This window comes from Microlunatus sp. Gsoil 973, from assembly GCF_009707365.1.
Lineage (GTDB): Bacteria > Actinomycetota > Actinomycetes > Propionibacteriales > Propionibacteriaceae > Microlunatus.
This window is the reverse complement of the sequence record NZ_CP046122.1, coordinates 2,760,156-2,775,074: the sequence shown is the minus strand read 5'-3', so window position 1 is coordinate 2,775,074 and position 14,919 is coordinate 2,760,156. Positions and strand designations below refer to the sequence as shown.

Below are 14,919 nucleotides of genomic sequence, written 5' to 3'. Positions count from 1 at the left end.
GTTCCGACGGGACTCTGCATAGCGCGGGTCATCCGGCCCGCCGATCGGGGAAGGTCAAACTTTGCGCGTTCGGTTGCGACACGCCGGGCAAACCGGACGCAAGATCAACCTTTGAGGTTCGCGGCGATGTCGGGGGAGTGAGAGGCGTCGGCAGGCGATGCCCTCCCGAGCAGGTCATCGACCCGAGGCCGAGCACGGAGGCCGAGCGGGTGAGTGCAGGCCACGCGTCGCGTACCCCCGATTCACAACGGGCAGCCTGTCTCCCCATCCCTTGGGTCACTACGTACGCTTCGGTACGACGACCCGGTGGCGAGGACGTTACCAATTCGATGTCCGAAATGGACATGTCCTAATTAGGACTCTCGGATCGTGAGACCAGGACCGGTCAGTCGGCCCGGACGCCGCGTGGCCGACCCGCCAGCACCAGAGCGGCGACGACCAACAGGACTCCGACGCCCAGCAGGACGATGGCGGCGAACAGGCCGCTCCACAGTTGGCCGACTGCCGTCGCCGGTACGGCCAGCGCACCGAGCACGCCCAGCGCCGCGTACCACCACCGGCGGTCGGCCCAGAAGCGAGCGAATACGCCCGCCACCGCGAGGATGCCGAGGATCAGACCCAACCAGGGATTGACCAGCGCCAGGAACTCCGTCGCTCCCAATGCCGTCATAGCGCCGAGCATCCGGGGGAGGTGCGGCTCTCGAAAGCGCGATCCCGCCACCGCCCAGGCTGCGCCGTAGAGAAAGACGGTCAGACCGCGGAGCGTCTCCGCAGTGCTGGCGTTGCCGTGCACCGTGAAGATCAGCAGCGCGATCACCATCGAGATGCCGGCGGCGAACATCACCAGAACCGACGGTGGTCGTCGCCAGACGGCATAGGCCGCAATGCCGAACGCTGCGAGCGCGAGCCCGACCGCGATGGCCGTCGACCCATCGCTGAGCGCTGCCACATCGGCGATCTGGCTCACAGTCATCGCTGCGGCGACGGCGGCCAGTGCGGCCAGCACCGAACCCACTGCCTGCCGACGGTGGGCGAACACCGACCCACGCCACCTGCTGATCAGGATGGACAGCCCACCGAACAACACGGTGATCGCCGCGCAGATCAGGATCTGGCCGAGTTCACCCAGGTCGCTCCAGGACAGGCCGACGACCAGCGTCAGGGCCCCGACCGTCACGGCGGCGCCGAGATAGCTGAGAATCTCCGCGGCCGTTCCGTCCTGATGCCGCGGCTCGGCCTCGCCTGCCTCGTCGACCCCCGCGTTATCCAGCGCCTCGAGGATCTGGGCGGACTGCTGCTCGGAGATGATCCCGTCCCGGACCAGGCCGGCGAGCACCTCGCCGGCCCGTCCCGTGCTGCCGGACCTGGCGACCTCGGTCGACATCACTACCTCCTCGACACTGCGACGGCGACTCTGCCATCCCAGGACTCTGCCATCCCAGGACTCTGCCATCCCAGGGACTCTGCCGGGCCGGGAAACTCTGCCGGGCCGGGAAACTCTGCCGGACCCGGGAGGCCCGCCCGGGTGAATCCCCCGGATCCGGTCTCAAGCCGACCCAAAGACTCCAGCTGGGACCGACCACCGCGGACCGAGCACCGCGGACGGGCCGCCGGGTCGCCCCGGCGCAATCCATGCTGCCCCAGCCCTTGGGCACCGGGTGGAGTCGGAAGTCCCGTGGGACACTGCCGAACGGCCCGCGCTCGGATGGTCCCGCTGCCGGAGTTGGCCCCGGCTGGTTCGTGACGTCAGCTCGTCAGGGTCGAATGGCTTCCAGGTCCTCCAACAGGCTTGGGTGCCTAGGCTGCCACCTGAGTTCCTGTCGGGTGACTGCGCTGGAGGATGGCTGGTCGAGTTCGAAGATCGGGCCGAGTGTGCCGAAGGTCTCGGCGGGCACGGACTCGACAGGGACTCCGAGCCGTCGTCCGATGACCGCTGCGATGTCCCGGACCGCGACGCCCGCGTCGGCGACCGCGTGCCACGACGAGCCCGCCGGCGCCTTCTCCAGCGCGATCCGGAAGAGCACTGCCGCGTCCAGTGCGTGGACCGCTGGCCAGCGCTGGGTCCCGTCGCCCGGATAGCCGGACACGCCGGTCCGCCGGGCGATGGCGGTGAGCAGCCCGGCGAATCCGCCGGTACCGTTGATGTGGACCGTACGAGGAAGACGTACGGCAGCAGTTCGGACACCCTGCGAGGCCAGCGCGAGGCTGGTGCTGACCGACACGCCGCGGCCCCCCACCGGTCCGTCGGTCGGCAGCGGATCGGCCTCGGTTGACAACCGGCCCGGGGCGTACGGAGTTCCCGAAACCGTGACCAACGGACGGTTGCTGCCGATCAGTTCCTCACCCACGGCGATCAGCGCGGCGCTCTCCTCGGCGACTGCGGCAGCGAGCGTTTCCTGGCTGCTGAAGTCGTTTCGGAAGGCGAGATGGATGACGCCGTCGCTCTTTCCTGCGCCGCGGCGGACCGCGTCCAGGTCTGCCAGGGCACCGCGGATGGTCTCGGCGCCGAGGTTCCGGAGCGCTGATTCGGCGGCGTCGGAGCGGGCGAGGGCGAGAACCGTATGACCGTTGGCGAGCAGTTCGGCGACAACCGCCGAGCCGATCAATCCGCTGCCCCCGGTGACGAACACATGCATGACTGCTCCTGAAAGTGATGGGACTCTTGTCTCATCACTCTACATCCTGATGGGACAAAGGTCTCATGACCGTAGACTGGTTCCATGCCTCGTTGGGAACCGGGTGCGCGGGAACGTCTTGTCGTAGCGGCTGCGAACCTGTTCGCCGAGCAGGGTTATGACACGACGACAGTTGCCCAGATCGCCGAACGTGCCCGAGTGACCAAGAGCACCTTCTTCCGCTACTTCCCCGACAAGCGCGACCTGCTGGTCGCCGGCCAGGAGACGCTGGCGCGGCTGCTGGCCGAAGGGATCGCCGACGCACCGGAGAACGCCACGCCGCTGGAGGCGGTGGCAGCGGGTCTGGACCGGGCAGCGAGTTCGATGGGTCCGATGAATCGCGATCTCGGACCGAGTCTCAAGGCGGCGATCGACGCCAGCGTCGAACTGCAGCAACGAGATGCGTTGAAGAGTGTCGGCCTGGCCACGGCAATGGCCGGCGCGCTCGCCGCTCGCGGGGTGGGAGAACCGACCGCTCAACTGGCCGCAGAGTTGGGGGTACTCGCCTTCAAACGCGGCTACGCGGCCTGGGTCGCCGCCGACCGGGACGACGATCGGGGTCTGGCGCCGCACGTCCTCACCGCATTGGCCGACCTGCGAGCAGCCACCGGATCCCTGCGCTGACACCGACTGCCGCGAACCTGGTCACGCCCGACCGGCGGACTACCGCTGCCAGACCTCGATCCGCGACATCCCCATCAGGTCAACGCAGGACAGCCCGCGCCGTTGCGTGATCACGAGCAACACGGCGTCGCAGCCGGGGCACCGAGCGACGATGCCCGGCCCGCGGTCGTAGACCCGGACCTGGGCCAGCACCAGCGACAGTCCGCACTCGGCGCACTCACAGCCGGAAACGGTCAGATCATGACCGGACAGTTGCTCCAGGATCCCGGCCAGTGCGTTGCCGTCAACGGGCTCCGGTACGACAACCGGCGGCGGGTCCTGTGTCGGTGTTGCCGATCCGGTCATGATCGACACCCCTAGCCGGCCGAATCGAGACTGCCGGTTGCCTCATACTGCTCGATCACGGCCACCTTGGCCGCCGACGGCGAACCCTGATCGAAGGTGTAGCCGAGCCAGTCGGTGACCAATCGGCCGGCGAGCGGATATCCGATCACCCGCTCGCCGAGCGCCAGGACCTGGCAATTGTTGGACAGTACGGAACGTTCCAGCGAGAAGGGATCGGTGGCAACCGCTGCGCGCACGCCGCGGACCTTGTTGGCCGAGATCGCCTCCCCGAGCCCGGTGCCGCCGAGCACGATCGCCCGGTCGATCCGACCGTCGCGAACGGCCTCTGCTGCGCGGATGCACGGAATGGGATACGGGGTGTGATCATCCTGATCGCGGACTCCGAAGTCGATCACCTCGACGACTCGCGGATCTGCCCGCAGGAGGTCGGCCAGGTAATCGCGCAGGCCAACGGCTGCGTCGTCGGTGGCCAACCCGATGCGGAAGCCCTGGGTTGTGTCGTTGCCGTCCATTCCTCAACCTTCCCTAGTTCCACCGAAACGTTCGGTCAGCACCCGGCCGGGTTCGTGGCCGAGTGCAACCAGGATGTCTGACGCCTTCTCGACGAATCCGGTCGGGCCGCAGACGTAGTCGACCGGATGCTCCTCGGCCGGCCAGACGATCATGCCGAGCAGCTCGGCGTCGATGCGCCGGCGATAGCCGGTCCAGTCGGCCGGCTGCTCCCGGGTCAGCGTGATGTCGATGTCGATCAGCTCCCGGGATGCCTGCGCCTGCAGCTCGTCGCGAAAGATCATCGACGCCGAGGATTGTGTGGAGTAGAGCAGCCGGATCGGCGTCGTGCTGCCGACCACTTCGTGGTGACGGAGGAATGACCGAAAGGGTGCGATGCCGGAACCGCCGGCGATCAGCGTCACCGGATCGCTGCGGCTCTCGTCCCAGACGAAATAGCCGCCGATCGGGCCACGCAGCTCCAATTGATCACCGGGACGGACTTGATCGACCAGATAGGGAGACACCTCACCGTCGGGCAGGCAGTCAACGGTGATCATCAACAGCTCGTCGCCGGGCGCGGACGCGATGGAGTAACTGCGCTGTGCCTGGTAACCGTCCTCGGCGGTCAGTCGCAGGTCGAGATGCTGGCCCGGGCGATGGCCTGGCCAGCCCGCGACGCTCAGGAAGATGCTCTTGCACTGCGGGTTCTCCCAGCGGACGTCGGCCACGGTGGCGGGCTGCCAGCCGAGCCGGCGGCGGCTGGCGCCGGCGGCAATGGATGTCGGCGGTCTCACCGCGCCGGCTGGTTCAGTCACCGTTGTAACGCTGCTCTTTCCAGGGGTCGCCGTAGTTGTGGTAGCCGTAGGTCTCCCAGAAGCCCGGTTCGTCGTTGGCGTGCAACTCGATGCCACGGACCCACTTCGCGCTCTTCCAGAAATAAAGGTGCGGAACCAGGAGCCTGATCGGCCCGCCGTGCTCGGGATGAAGTGGTTCGTGTTCGTACTCATGGACCAGCCAGGCCTGACCGTCGAGGAGGTCATCCAGCGGCAGATTGGTGGTGTATCCGCCGTCGCTGAACGCCAACGCGTACTCGGCGGCCGTCTCGACCTCGTCCAGGAGCGTGTCCAGGCTGACGCCGGTCCAGGTGGTGTCAAGTTTCGACCATTTGGTGACGCAGTGGATGTCGACGGTGAAGGTCTCGCTGGGCAGGTCACGGAACTGCTGCCAGGTCCAGGTGATCGGTTCGTCCACCTCGCCGCGGACGGAGAAGGTCCATTGATCACGGTCGACGCGCGGCGTCGGCCCGGCCGACAGTACCGGGAAATCCGTGGTCAGGTACTGGCCGGGCGGCACCCGGCCGGGATCTGGTCGGGTGGACCGACCTCGGAAACCGCGGGATAGAACCACGTCGCCTCCTCCAACCGGTCGCGCTTGTCGAGATCAGCGTAATGGTTGGGGCACCGGGCGATGCCGCCGCGCTAGGACGACGGTTCGGCGAAGTGCTCCGAACCCAGCACGGCAAGCAGCCGGATCTTTTCCTCCGCCTCACTCCCGGGAGTCGGGGTCAGCACCAGCAGCGCCTGCGACTGGTCCTCGGTGAACAGCGCCTGGCAATCAACCTCGATCTCGCCCACCTCGGGATGCAGCAGGGTCTTGTGATCTTCGAACCGCCGGGACACTTCGTGACGATCCCAGAGGGTCCGGAACTCCGTCGATCCCGCCAGCAGGATGCGGACCAGTTCGCCGGCCCGGGAGCTGTCACCGGCCATCCCGTACGCGGCCCGCAGCGACGCCACCAGGCTGCGGGCCTGCCGATCATGATCGACCGTCGGGTAGATGGATCGAGACGCCGGGTCGGTGAACCACCGGTACGCGTCGCTGCGTGCCCACCCGGTCAGCTGTGAGCGATCGCCGAAGATCGTGATCGCCAGCCGGTTCGCGACCAACGTCTCGCCGAGTGAGTTGATGATCAGCGCGGGGCAGTCCTCCAACCGGTCGAGCACTCGGAGCAGAGCGGGAGCGACGTGACTGTCCAGCGGCGTACGGCGCGGCACACCGTGTCCGGCCAGACGATGGAGATGATCGCGCTCGTCCGCGGTCAGCCGGAGGGCCCGGGCCAGGGCGGCGAGCATCTGCTCCGACGGCTGCGGGCCGCGCTGTTGTTCCAGCCGGGTGTAGTAGTCGACCGACATCCCGGTCAGTCCGGCCACCTCCTCCCGGCGCAGTCCCGGGGTGCGGCGGCGCGGTCCGGGCACCAGCCCGACGTCAGAGGGGCGGAGCGCCTCACGTCGACGGCGCAGGAAGTCGGCCAGCGCGGCACGGTTCATGGACACCATCGTGCACCGGATCGATCTCCCCAACCAGGGATCGGCAGTCCCCTGATCATCGGGTCTCTCGTTCTCCGCAGCCGGTGGGCAGACAGTGGAGACATGAACATCTCCGGCAACACGATCTTCATCCCCGGCGCGACCTCCGGCATCGGCCTGGCGCTTGCGCAGCGTCTCCAAACCAGGGGCAACCTCGTCGTGATCGGCGGACGGCGCGCCGACCTGCTGGCCCAGCTGCGGGCAGATCACGGCTTCGGCACCGTTGTGATCGACACCACCGATCCGGCATCGGTCAGCAACGCAACAGCGGACGTGATCGCCCGCTATCCCGAGCTCAACGTCCTGCTGGCGATGGCCGGCATCATGCGCGCCGAGGACTGGACGACACCCGGCTTCCTGGCTGACGCCGAAGAGACCGTGATCACCAACCTGCTCGGACCGATCCGGTTGATCGCCGCACTCACCCAGCATCTGCAGACCCGCCCGGACGCGGCGATCATCACAGTTTCGTCGGGTCTGGCGCACACGCCGCTGCGCGTTACGCCGACCTACAACGCCTCCAAGGCGGCCATACACATGCTCAGCGAATCCATCAGGTTGCAGCTGCAGCCGGCCGGTGTGCAGGTGATCGAGCTGGTGCCGCCTGCTGTGCGGACCGCGCTGATGCCCGGCCAGGAAACCGCAGAGAACGCCGTGCCGCTTGATGAGTACGCCGATGACACGATCGCCCTGCTGGAAAGCGAACCCGGCGCCAGCGAGATCCTCGTCGAGCGAGTCAAGTTCCTGCGCTACGGCGAAGTACGCGGTGACTATCCGCAGGTGATCGAGGCGCTCAATCGCAGCGACGTGCACGCCCGTTCCTGATCGGCCCCGCCGACTACACCAGGCCGAGCTCTCGGGCCCGAACCCCCGCCTGGAACCGGGACTCGGCGCCGAGGGCGTCCATCAGCTCGGCGACCCGCCTGCGATAGGTCCGTACGCCGAGCCCGAGCACACGGGCCGCGGTCTCGTCCTTGACGCCCTGGCCGAGCAGGTCGAGTACCTGCGGCGCAAGTTGCCTGATCTCCGCCACCTGGGCGTCGTAGACGGCCAGCTCGGTTGCCGATCGCCAGGCGGCCTCGAACAGTGAGGTGACTCCTTGAACCGTCGCCGGCTGGGTGATCACACTGTAACTGCGCCGGCCGGAGCTGAGGTCCCCGGCAAGGATCACCAGTCGGCCGTCGAGGATGATCGTTTCGTTGATGTCCTCGGTGGTCAGCCGGATCTGCGCGCCGTACTGATCACGACGACGGATCAGCTCGCGCGCGGCTACCGGATCCAACAGCAGTCCACCGCGGTAGATCTTCCGGATCCGCTTCTCGGGCCGATGGACCCCTGCCTCGGTGAGCACGGCCGAGCCGTGTCGCCACGCCCAGGTCCACAGGTCGTTGGCGGCGCAGGCGACATCGGTGGCGGATGCGAAGAGATGCTCCGTACGCCGGAACAATTCCTCCTCGCCCTGCACGAGGGTGACCGCGTCGACAGTCGGCATGGACAGGATTCTGCCTCGTCGGCCCGGTGCCGGTCGACCGTGGCAGCTTGTTGCCATCGCTGGGCTGTCGGCCCGACCGGGCGCCACGCTGGATCGCATGACCAGCCGAACGATGAATCACACCACAACCGGACTACCCGATGCCTCAGCCGCCGGCACCTGGCAGCTCGGCGACAGGACCATCAACCGCCTCGGACTCGGGGCCATGCGGCTGGGCGGCATGCCGTGGGACGAGAAGCCGAAGAGCCGGTCCGACGGCATCGCCGTCCTGCGGCGGGCGGTCGAACTCGGGGTCAACCACATCGACACGGCCGCCTTCTACTTCACTCCGGTGCGGTCGGCCAATGAACTGATCAGCACTGCCCTGCAGCCCTATCCGGATGATCTGGTGATCGCCACCAAGGTCGGTCCGAGCCGGTCGCGGTACGGCGCGTTCGAGCCTCTGGCGCAGCCGAACCAGCTGCGCGGACAGGTCGAGGAGAACATCCGCCAGCTGGGCCGGGAGGAACTCGACCTCGTCAACCTCCGCTGGGGCACCGGACACGAGAAACAGCCCGGATCGATCGCCGACCACCTCGGCGCACTCGTCGAACTGCGCGACGCCGGCCTGCTGCGCACCATCGGCATCTCCAACGTCACGGCCGAGCAGCTCGACGAGGCACTGACCATCACCCCGATCGCCTGCGTACAGAACCAGTACGGCCTGACCAATCGCCGGGAGGACGACGCGCTGCTCGAGCTGTGCGGTCGACACGGCGTGGCGTTCACCCCGTTCTTCGCCGTGGCGGCGGCATCTCCGGGCACTGCGCAGCCGGCGGTGGAGCCGGGGCAGACCGAGATTGCGGCGGTCGCTGCGGCCCACGAGGCAACCCGCGCGCAGATCCGGCTGGCCTGGACCCTGCACCGCGGGCCGCACGTGCTGGCCATCCCCGGGACCGGGAATCCGGCCCATCTGGAAGAGAATGTCGCAGCGGGCGCCATCCGGCTCACCGATGCGGATGTCGCGCTGCTGAACGGCATCGCCTCGCCGGGCATCTGACGGCGTACCTGCGACGTTTCGCCGGTGTTTCGTGCGCTGTAAAGAATTCAATGCATTTGAAAGTGCTACGGACGCACGAGGCGATCCTTCTGCCGGCGGGCGCCGGACGAGTCGCCGAGGAGGGTGCGCGCCAACAGATTCGCTTCGCTCCCGCCGATTCCTACACCCGCCGGCTCATCGACGCGGTCCCGGTACCGGATCCGTTGGAACAGGACCGAGGCCGGGACCGGCGGCGATCACCCTCGTACCCGACCGGGTGAACAGCAACTCGACCGGGTCAGCGGCTGACGGCCGTCTCCCGGTCGAGCCGGATGAGTTTCTCCGGGTTGCGTACGGCGTAGAGGCCGGTGATCAGCCCGTCGTCGATCCGCACCGCCAGCACGCTGTCGAGTTCCCCGTCCAGACGCAGGATCAGCGCCGGCCAACCGTTGATCGTCGCCGGCTCGGCCGACATCTGCTGTCCGACCTCACCCAGACCCACCGCCAACAGCTTGGACACCCGGCGGGCGCCGCGGACCGGGTGCAGGACGGCCTGCTTGATGCCGCCGCCGTCGCCGACCAGCACGACGTCGGGAGCGATCAGGGACAGCAACTCCTCGAAGTCGCCGGTCTCCAAGGCGCGCCGGAAGGCGTCCAGCGCACGTCCTGCCTCCTGCGACGACACCGAGCCCCGCGGCCGCCTCGCCTGGACGTGATTGCGTGCTCGGTGGGCGATCTGTCGTACGGCGTCCTGGCTCTTGTCGACGGCGGTCGCGATCTCCTCATAGCCGACGTCGAACACCTCACGGAGCACGAACACCGCCCGTTCGGTCGGCGACAAGGTCTCCAACACCAACAACATCGCCATCGACACGCTCTCGGCCAACTCGACGTCATCGGCGACGTCGGGTGCGGTCAGCAGCGGTTCCGGCAACCAGGAGCCGACATAGGACTCCTTGCGCCGTCCGAGTCTGCGCAACTGGGTCAGCGCCTGCCGGGTGGTGATCCTGATGAGATAGGCGCGCTCGTCGCGTACCTCCTGATGGTCGACGCCGACCCAACGCAACCAGGTCTCCTGCAGCACGTCCTCGGCATCGGCGGCCGAACCCAGCATCTCGTACGCGATGGTGAAGAGAAGATTGCGATACCTGACGAAACTGTCGGTCGCCTGACCGACATTGCCACCACGTCCCGATCCGTCCACGATCAACTCCTCATCAATCCAGCCCGGCGGCTGCCTCGACTCACCATCAGACGCCCGCAGCCGCCGGCTTGTGACACCCACCGTGGGTGACGAACAGCACACCCATCCTGTCGTCACAGCGCCCCAACTGCCAGCGTCCTGAGGTCGACCGGCCCACAACGGGACCGGAACAACCGATGGAAGGATGATCATGGAACCCCGGATGGACCTGATGCAGAACCCGGTCGGCGCCAAGGTCGCCAAGCGCGTGTACGCCCTGGCCCAGGTGATCGAGCAGTCGAGCGTGCCGAAGGTGCTGCGGGAGCTGGTCAGCTTGCGCGTCAGCCAGATCAACGGTTGCGCACCGTGTGTCGACATGCACACCAAGGAAGCGGCCGCGGCAGGGGAGACGCAGCTGCGCCTCAACCTGGTGGCGGTCTGGCGCGAGACCCGACTGTTCACCGACGGCGAACGCGCAGCCCTCGCCCTGGCGGAGGAGGGCACACGACTGGCCGACGCCTTCCAGGGTGTCTCCGATGACACCTGGGCCGACGTGCGCAAACACTTCGACGATGATCAGGTCGCCGTGTTGATCACGTTGGTGTCGTTGGTCAACGCCGCGAATCGGATGAACGTGATCACGCACGCCCAGGGCGGTGATTACGACCCGGTGATGGTCGCCGCGCTGGCGAACTGATCACAGCAGGGATCCCGGGCCCCGGTCGGACGCAGCGGTGCGGGTCGGATCGGATAGGTTGCCCTGCACCCGGCCGTGCCGGATCCGGCCGGGTATCCGACAACAAGGGCGTGACCATGTTCGATTCCTGGAGCAGACTCAACCCCGGCGTACGCAGCCGCTCGATCAACGCCGAGAATCCCACCGGCGCCCCGGGACAGGCGGCGCGCGCGGCCTCACCGCTCGGTCCCGGGCGCAAGGGGTCGGCGTTCCGGCCGCTGCCGTCGGGCCAAACCCTGACCCTGGCCGCCATCGACGGACCCGGCGTCATCCGGCACATCTGGATCACGGTGCCGGACCGAACGCCCGGCGGCCCTTTCGTGCTCCGCGATCTCGTGCTCAGGGCGTATTGGGACGATTCGGACGTGCCGTCGATCGAGGCGCCGCTCGGTGACTTCTTCTGCAACGGCTTCGGCCGCTGCCTGATCACCTCCGCGCCGATCGTCGTCGCGCCGACCGGCGGCATGAACTGCTACTTCCCGATGCCGTTCCGGTCCGGTGCCCGGTTGACCCTGACCAGTGAGCATCCCGACGACATCGGATCGGTCTACTTCCAGATCGACTACACCGTCGGCGACCGGCTCGGGGAGGACACCGGCTACTTCCACGCCCAGTGGCGCCGGTCCAACGCCAGTACCGAACTCGGTGCCGATCATGTGATCCTCGATGATGTGACCGGGCCCGGATCCTACGTCGGTAGCTACATCGCGCTGACCGCGCTGCAGCGCTACTGGTGGGGTGAGGGCGAGGTGAAGTTCTACGTCGACGAGGACACCGACCATCCGACGCTGTGCAGCACCGGACTGGAGGACTACGCCGGCGGCGCCTGGGCGTTCCAAGATCATCTGGGCACAGCACCAGTACCGCAGGTGATCAACTTCTCCGCGCCGTACATCGGCTATCCGCACTACGCCACCGACGACCGGACGGGTGCCTCGCCGTTCGTCACCGGTATGCCACCCAGCCACGGCCTCTATCGTTGGCACCTGCCAGATCCCGTGTACTTCGACAACCGTCTGCGGGTCACCGTGCAGCAGATCGGTGCCTGGGACCACGGGCTCTTCGAACGCCAGGACGACATCGCCAGCACCGCCTACTGGTACCAGGCGCGTCCGGCGGCATCCGTTCCCGTCCTGCCGGACGCAGCCGACCGACAACCGCGGTGACCGCCCTGAGCAGCGGTCATGCTGCCGAGGCGCGGGCAGGATCAACTCTGGTCGAGTAACTCGTCATTGCCCGGCAACCGGTAGTCGAACCGGGCCCACGGCGATGCGGCCACGGCCGGAACACCGCCGGACAGGTCGGGGTGGGCCCGGCGTAGCCATGCCAACCGGCCCTCCACCCGTCCGTCACGAGGATCACGCCTGCTGTAGTGCAGCACCTCGCAGGTGTGCAGCCGCTGTCCGGGATCGGCCATGATCGCGCCGTACTCCTCGTCGTCCCAGCGCTCCAGCAGCAGCCGGACGGCCATGATGAATTCGCCGTGGGTGACGGCGACCACCCGGCGGTCACCGAGTTCCCGATCCAGGGTCTCCAGGAAGTTGCGCACCCGGTTCTCCGCGACGTGGGCGATCGACTCGCCGCCCGGTGGCACCCAATAGAGCGGGTCGCTGCGTTGCTGCTTGGCGTTGAGCTGATACTCCGGGCGGGACTCGAACTCCTGCCGCGGGATGGAGCCGATGTCGCCCCAGTCCCGTTCCCGGATGGTCCGGTTGACGTACCAGCGTGGGTCATTCGGCAACGCCAGCAGGCCGGCGGTCTGCTTGGCGCGGGCGAACGGCGAGACGTAGTGCCGGTCGAACCCGTCGGCGAACTCCGCGCGCAGCCAGTCACCGACCAGGCGTGCCTGGTCCCGTCCGACCGGCGTCAGCCGCCACCGCCGGCCAGGCGTTGTGGCGAAGAGATCGGTGTAGCCGGAGTCGTCGCCGTGCCGGGCCTGGTCGCGGACGAAGTTGCCCTCGGACTCGCCGTGGCGGACCAGCACGAGATCGACCGGCATCGCCATCGCGACCTCCCGGGTGTCGGCACCTGGGCAGCACCTTAACGGTTGCCCGGAATAGCCGATCCGGACGCCGGGTTCGGCCGAACATGACAACCATTGGAATCATCGGCTCAGGAAACATCGGCAGCACTGTGGCTCGGGCCGCGATCGCGCATGATTACGACGTCGTGATCGCGAATTCCCGCGGCCCGCAGTCGTTGCAGGACCTGGTCGGAGAACTCGGGCCGAAGGCGGCCGCCGGCACCGTCGAGGAGGCGGCCCGGGCGGGTGACCTGGTGCTCGTCGCGATCCCGCTGAAGGCGATCGGCGCGCTGCCGCCCGAACCGTTCGACGGCAAGATCGTCATCGACGCCAACAACTACTACCCGCAGCGCGACGGGCAGATCGCCGAACTCGACGACGAGTCAACAACGACCAGCGAACTGCTGCAGCGCCAACTCCCGGGTGCCAAGGTGGTGAAGGCGTTCAATCACATCATGGCGCCGGAGATCCTCAGCACGGCAACGGATCCCGGTACGTCCGGTCGACGGGCGCTGATCGTCGCCGGTGATGATCAAGCCGCCAAGGACGAGGTCGCAGCGTTCATCGACACGATCGGGTTCGACGTCCTCGACATCGGCGAACTCGCCGAGGGCTGGCGCATCCAGCGCGACACCCCCGGATACGTCGGCCGGCTGGATTCGGCAGGTCTGCGGCAGTCCGTGGAGGCGGCGAAGCGCTACCGGGACATGTGACTCACGGACCCGCTCGCAGCGACCTGCGGCGGGGTCAGTTGTCGTCTGGGCCGGGCCGTGCGCCGCCGGTGGCCAACCGCATGAGGTCGGTGTCAAGATCGATCCCGGTCTCGGTGCCGCCGGCACTGCCGTACTCGTGCTGGTAGCTGCGCCAGGTCGCCTCTTTGATCTTGCGGGCGAACTCGGCCTCCATCAGCAGGACGAGTTCGGTCGCGGCCCGGTCGATGCGCTTGCTGAGATCGCTGCCGCTCCAGTCCTCACTTGCGGCGAACAGCGACGTCGGTACGGCCAGCGTGCGCAGGTAGGCGAACAATGAGCGCATCTGATCGTCGACGACCAGCGCGTGCCGGGCCGTACCCGCCGTCGCCGCCAGGATCACCGGCTTGGCGATCAGCAGATCGTTGTCCAGGACGTGGAAGAACGACGTGAACAGCCCGCTCGGGCCGGCCTTGTAGACCGGCGCACTGACGATCAACCCGTCGGCGCGCCCCAGTGCCTCGACGGCCTTTGTCATCTTCGGGCCGAGCAGTTGCGAGGTGATCGCCGTTCCGATCTCCGATGCCAGTTCGCGCAGGCTGATCACGGTGATCACCACCCGGTTGCCCCGTTCCCTGGCGATGCCCGCCACCCGGTCCGCGGTGCGATCGGCCAGCAACCGGGTCGACGACGGGTCACTGGTGCCGCCGCTGACCACGGCCAGGTTGTAGGTCCGGCCGATCGGCGGGTGTTCGCTGCTGTTGGTCATCGGGCGGCTTCCTCGTTCGTGATGCTGAGGTGACGATTGTTCTTGATCATGGGTGTTACGGTGGCACCGGATCCGGCCCGTCCGGCCAGTTTGCGGCAGATCGATTCCAGCTGCAGCAGTTCGTCGTCGTCGAGTGTCGCGCCGACCGTTCGGGCGACGCCGACAGCATGACGGCCGCCGATGGCCCGCTGGCAGACGGCACCCCGTTCGGTGAGTGACAACCGGACGCTCCGTCGATCATCGGGGTCCTTGGTGCGCTGCACCAGGCCCCGCTCGACCAGCCGGTCCACCATTCTGGACAGGGCCGGCTGGCTGAGCAGGACATCCCGGTGCAGCTCACTCGGTCGGATCGGTTCACCGCACTTGGCCAGCGTGTAGAGCACGTCGTACTCCCGGATGCTCACCTCGTGCCAGACGTCCTGTGCTTCGAGCTCCTTGATCAACACCGCGTGAGCGGTGAGGAGCGCTTCCCAGGCATCGTTGGCCAATCGGCTTGTGCCTCGCATG

At 67.6% G+C, this 14,919-nt stretch carries 18 protein-coding genes; 6 read left to right on the top strand and 12 right to left on the bottom strand.

Annotated elements, in window-relative coordinates; translation table 11 throughout:
• Nucleotides 1-385 precede the first annotated feature (385 nt).
• Together GJV80_RS13085 and GJV80_RS13080 are read right to left on the bottom strand one after the other, a co-directional pair.
• Nucleotides 386-1,384 (bottom strand): DUF2157 domain-containing protein, encoded by a 999-nt coding sequence (locus GJV80_RS13085; RefSeq protein ID WP_195908913.1) that lies wholly within the window; start codon nt 1,382-1,384, stop codon nt 386-388.
• Nucleotides 1,385-1,754: 370 nt separating this feature from the next.
• Nucleotides 1,755-2,636, bottom strand: coding sequence for an SDR family oxidoreductase (locus GJV80_RS13080; protein ID WP_154688270.1), 882 nt, complete (start codon nt 2,634-2,636; stop codon nt 1,755-1,757).
• 84 nt (nt 2,637-2,720) lie between these two features.
• On the opposite strand from GJV80_RS13080, the gene GJV80_RS13075 reads away from it, so the two are divergent.
• Entirely contained in the window at nt 2,721-3,299 is a 579-nt protein-coding gene (locus GJV80_RS13075; RefSeq protein WP_154688269.1) for a TetR/AcrR family transcriptional regulator, read from the top strand.
• A gap of 39 nt (nt 3,300-3,338) precedes the next feature.
• On the opposite strand, the gene GJV80_RS13070 is transcribed toward GJV80_RS13075, so the two are convergent.
• From GJV80_RS13070 to GJV80_RS13050, 5 genes are all read right to left on the bottom strand, one after another.
• Nucleotides 3,339-3,644: a DUF6510 family protein gene (locus GJV80_RS13070; RefSeq protein ID WP_195908912.1), complete on the bottom strand. Its 306-nt coding sequence runs from the start codon at nt 3,642-3,644 to the stop codon at nt 3,339-3,341.
• An 11-nt stretch (nt 3,645-3,655) separates the two neighbouring features.
• Nucleotides 3,656-4,156: an RpiB/LacA/LacB family sugar-phosphate isomerase gene (locus GJV80_RS13065; RefSeq protein ID WP_154688268.1), complete on the bottom strand. Its 501-nt coding sequence runs from the start codon at nt 4,154-4,156 to the stop codon at nt 3,656-3,658.
• A gap of 3 nt (nt 4,157-4,159) precedes the next feature.
• The gene (locus GJV80_RS13060; RefSeq protein WP_230207653.1) at nt 4,160-4,951 is read right to left on the bottom strand and encodes a ferredoxin reductase; all 792 of its coding nucleotides are present in this window, start codon (nt 4,949-4,951) and stop codon (nt 4,160-4,162) included.
• On the bottom strand, nt 4,944-5,543 hold the full coding sequence (locus GJV80_RS13055) for a sulfite oxidase-like oxidoreductase (protein ID WP_154688267.1): 600 nt from the start codon (nt 5,541-5,543) through the stop codon (nt 4,944-4,946). Before GJV80_RS13055 ends, GJV80_RS13060 begins: the two co-directional genes overlap by 8 nt.
• Before the next feature lie 71 nt (nt 5,544-5,614).
• Nucleotides 5,615-6,463: a helix-turn-helix transcriptional regulator gene (locus GJV80_RS13050; protein WP_154688266.1), complete on the bottom strand. Its 849-nt coding sequence runs from the start codon at nt 6,461-6,463 to the stop codon at nt 5,615-5,617.
• Between the two features lie 102 nt (nt 6,464-6,565).
• On the opposite strand from GJV80_RS13050, the gene GJV80_RS13045 reads away from it, so the two are divergent.
• Nucleotides 6,566-7,327 (top strand): SDR family oxidoreductase, encoded by a 762-nt coding sequence (locus GJV80_RS13045; RefSeq protein ID WP_154688265.1) that lies wholly within the window; start codon nt 6,566-6,568, stop codon nt 7,325-7,327.
• A 13-nt stretch (nt 7,328-7,340) separates the two neighbouring features.
• Here GJV80_RS13045 and GJV80_RS13040 read toward each other — a convergent pair whose 3' ends face one another.
• Complete coding sequence (locus GJV80_RS13040) at nt 7,341-7,994, bottom strand: response regulator transcription factor (RefSeq protein ID WP_154688264.1); 654 nt, start codon at nt 7,992-7,994, stop codon at nt 7,341-7,343.
• Between the two features lie 97 nt (nt 7,995-8,091).
• Here GJV80_RS13040 and GJV80_RS13035 point away from each other — a divergent pair, with 97 nt between their 5' ends.
• Nucleotides 8,092-9,033 carry an oxidoreductase gene (locus GJV80_RS13035; RefSeq protein WP_154688263.1) on the top strand — a complete coding sequence of 314 codons (942 nt, stop codon included), beginning with the start codon at nt 8,092-8,094 and terminating at the stop codon, nt 9,031-9,033.
• 277 nt (nt 9,034-9,310) lie between these two features.
• Here GJV80_RS13035 and GJV80_RS13030 read toward each other — a convergent pair whose 3' ends face one another.
• Nucleotides 9,311-10,219, bottom strand: coding sequence for an RNA polymerase sigma-70 factor (locus tag GJV80_RS13030; RefSeq protein WP_255455583.1), 909 nt, complete (start codon nt 10,217-10,219; stop codon nt 9,311-9,313).
• 187 nt (nt 10,220-10,406) lie between these two features.
• On the opposite strand from GJV80_RS13030, the gene GJV80_RS13025 reads away from it, so the two are divergent.
• Together GJV80_RS13025 and GJV80_RS13020 are read left to right on the top strand one after the other, a co-directional pair.
• Nucleotides 10,407-10,892: a carboxymuconolactone decarboxylase family protein gene (locus GJV80_RS13025; RefSeq protein ID WP_154688261.1), complete on the top strand. Its 486-nt coding sequence runs from the start codon at nt 10,407-10,409 to the stop codon at nt 10,890-10,892.
• 116 nt (nt 10,893-11,008) lie between these two features.
• Nucleotides 11,009-12,097, top strand: a complete 1,089-nt coding sequence (locus tag GJV80_RS13020) for a glycoside hydrolase family 172 protein (RefSeq protein WP_154690244.1) — start codon at nt 11,009-11,011, stop codon at nt 12,095-12,097.
• A 41-nt stretch (nt 12,098-12,138) separates the two neighbouring features.
• On the opposite strand, the gene GJV80_RS13015 is transcribed toward GJV80_RS13020, so the two are convergent.
• The gene (locus GJV80_RS13015) at nt 12,139-12,936 is read right to left on the bottom strand and encodes a histidine phosphatase family protein (protein WP_154688260.1); all 798 of its coding nucleotides are present in this window, start codon (nt 12,934-12,936) and stop codon (nt 12,139-12,141) included.
• An 83-nt stretch (nt 12,937-13,019) separates the two neighbouring features.
• Between GJV80_RS13015 and GJV80_RS13010 the strand changes: the two genes are divergently transcribed.
• Entirely contained in the window at nt 13,020-13,667 is a 648-nt protein-coding gene (locus tag GJV80_RS13010; protein WP_154688259.1) for an NADPH-dependent F420 reductase, read from the top strand.
• A gap of 34 nt (nt 13,668-13,701) precedes the next feature.
• Here GJV80_RS13010 and GJV80_RS13005 read toward each other — a convergent pair whose 3' ends face one another.
• Together GJV80_RS13005 and GJV80_RS13000 are read right to left on the bottom strand one after the other, a co-directional pair.
• Nucleotides 13,702-14,412, bottom strand: coding sequence for a CE1759 family FMN reductase (locus GJV80_RS13005; RefSeq protein ID WP_154688258.1), 711 nt, complete (start codon nt 14,410-14,412; stop codon nt 13,702-13,704).
• Entirely contained in the window at nt 14,409-14,918 is a 510-nt protein-coding gene (locus tag GJV80_RS13000) for a MarR family winged helix-turn-helix transcriptional regulator (protein ID WP_154688257.1), read from the bottom strand. The genes GJV80_RS13005 and GJV80_RS13000 overlap by 4 nt, the downstream gene beginning before the upstream one ends.
• Nucleotide 14,919: the final 1 nt, after the last annotated feature.

What these genes read in the sequence shown, in the direction of transcription:
- GJV80_RS13085 (WP_195908913.1), bottom strand. Translation starts at nt 1,384, where the DNA reads ATGTCGACCGAGGTCGCCAGGTCCGGCAGCACGGGACGGGCCGGCGAG.
- GJV80_RS13080 (WP_154688270.1), bottom strand. Translation starts at nt 2,636, where the DNA reads ATGCATGTGTTCGTCACCGGGGGCAGCGGATTGATCGGCTCGGCGGTT.
- GJV80_RS13075 (WP_154688269.1), top strand. Translation starts at nt 2,721, where the DNA reads ATGCCTCGTTGGGAACCGGGTGCGCGGGAACGTCTTGTCGTAGCGGCT.
- GJV80_RS13070 (WP_195908912.1), bottom strand. Translation starts at nt 3,644, where the DNA reads ATGACCGGATCGGCAACACCGACACAGGACCCGCCGCCGGTTGTCGTA.
- GJV80_RS13065 (WP_154688268.1), bottom strand. Translation starts at nt 4,156, where the DNA reads ATGGACGGCAACGACACAACCCAGGGCTTCCGCATCGGGTTGGCCACC.
- GJV80_RS13050 (WP_154688266.1), bottom strand. Translation starts at nt 6,463, where the DNA reads ATGAACCGTGCCGCGCTGGCCGACTTCCTGCGCCGTCGACGTGAGGCG.
- GJV80_RS13045 (WP_154688265.1), top strand. Translation starts at nt 6,566, where the DNA reads ATGAACATCTCCGGCAACACGATCTTCATCCCCGGCGCGACCTCCGGC.
- GJV80_RS13040 (WP_154688264.1), bottom strand. Translation starts at nt 7,994, where the DNA reads ATGCCGACTGTCGACGCGGTCACCCTCGTGCAGGGCGAGGAGGAATTG.
- GJV80_RS13035 (WP_154688263.1), top strand. Translation starts at nt 8,092, where the DNA reads ATGACCAGCCGAACGATGAATCACACCACAACCGGACTACCCGATGCC.
- GJV80_RS13025 (WP_154688261.1), top strand. Translation starts at nt 10,407, where the DNA reads ATGGAACCCCGGATGGACCTGATGCAGAACCCGGTCGGCGCCAAGGTC.
- GJV80_RS13020 (WP_154690244.1), top strand. Translation starts at nt 11,009, where the DNA reads ATGTTCGATTCCTGGAGCAGACTCAACCCCGGCGTACGCAGCCGCTCG.
- GJV80_RS13015 (WP_154688260.1), bottom strand. Translation starts at nt 12,936, where the DNA reads ATGGCGATGCCGGTCGATCTCGTGCTGGTCCGCCACGGCGAGTCCGAG.
- GJV80_RS13010 (WP_154688259.1), top strand. Translation starts at nt 13,020, where the DNA reads ATGACAACCATTGGAATCATCGGCTCAGGAAACATCGGCAGCACTGTG.
- GJV80_RS13005 (WP_154688258.1), bottom strand. Translation starts at nt 14,412, where the DNA reads ATGACCAACAGCAGCGAACACCCGCCGATCGGCCGGACCTACAACCTG.
- GJV80_RS13000 (WP_154688257.1), bottom strand. Translation starts at nt 14,918, where the DNA reads ATGCGAGGCACAAGCCGATTGGCCAACGATGCCTGGGAAGCGCTCCTC.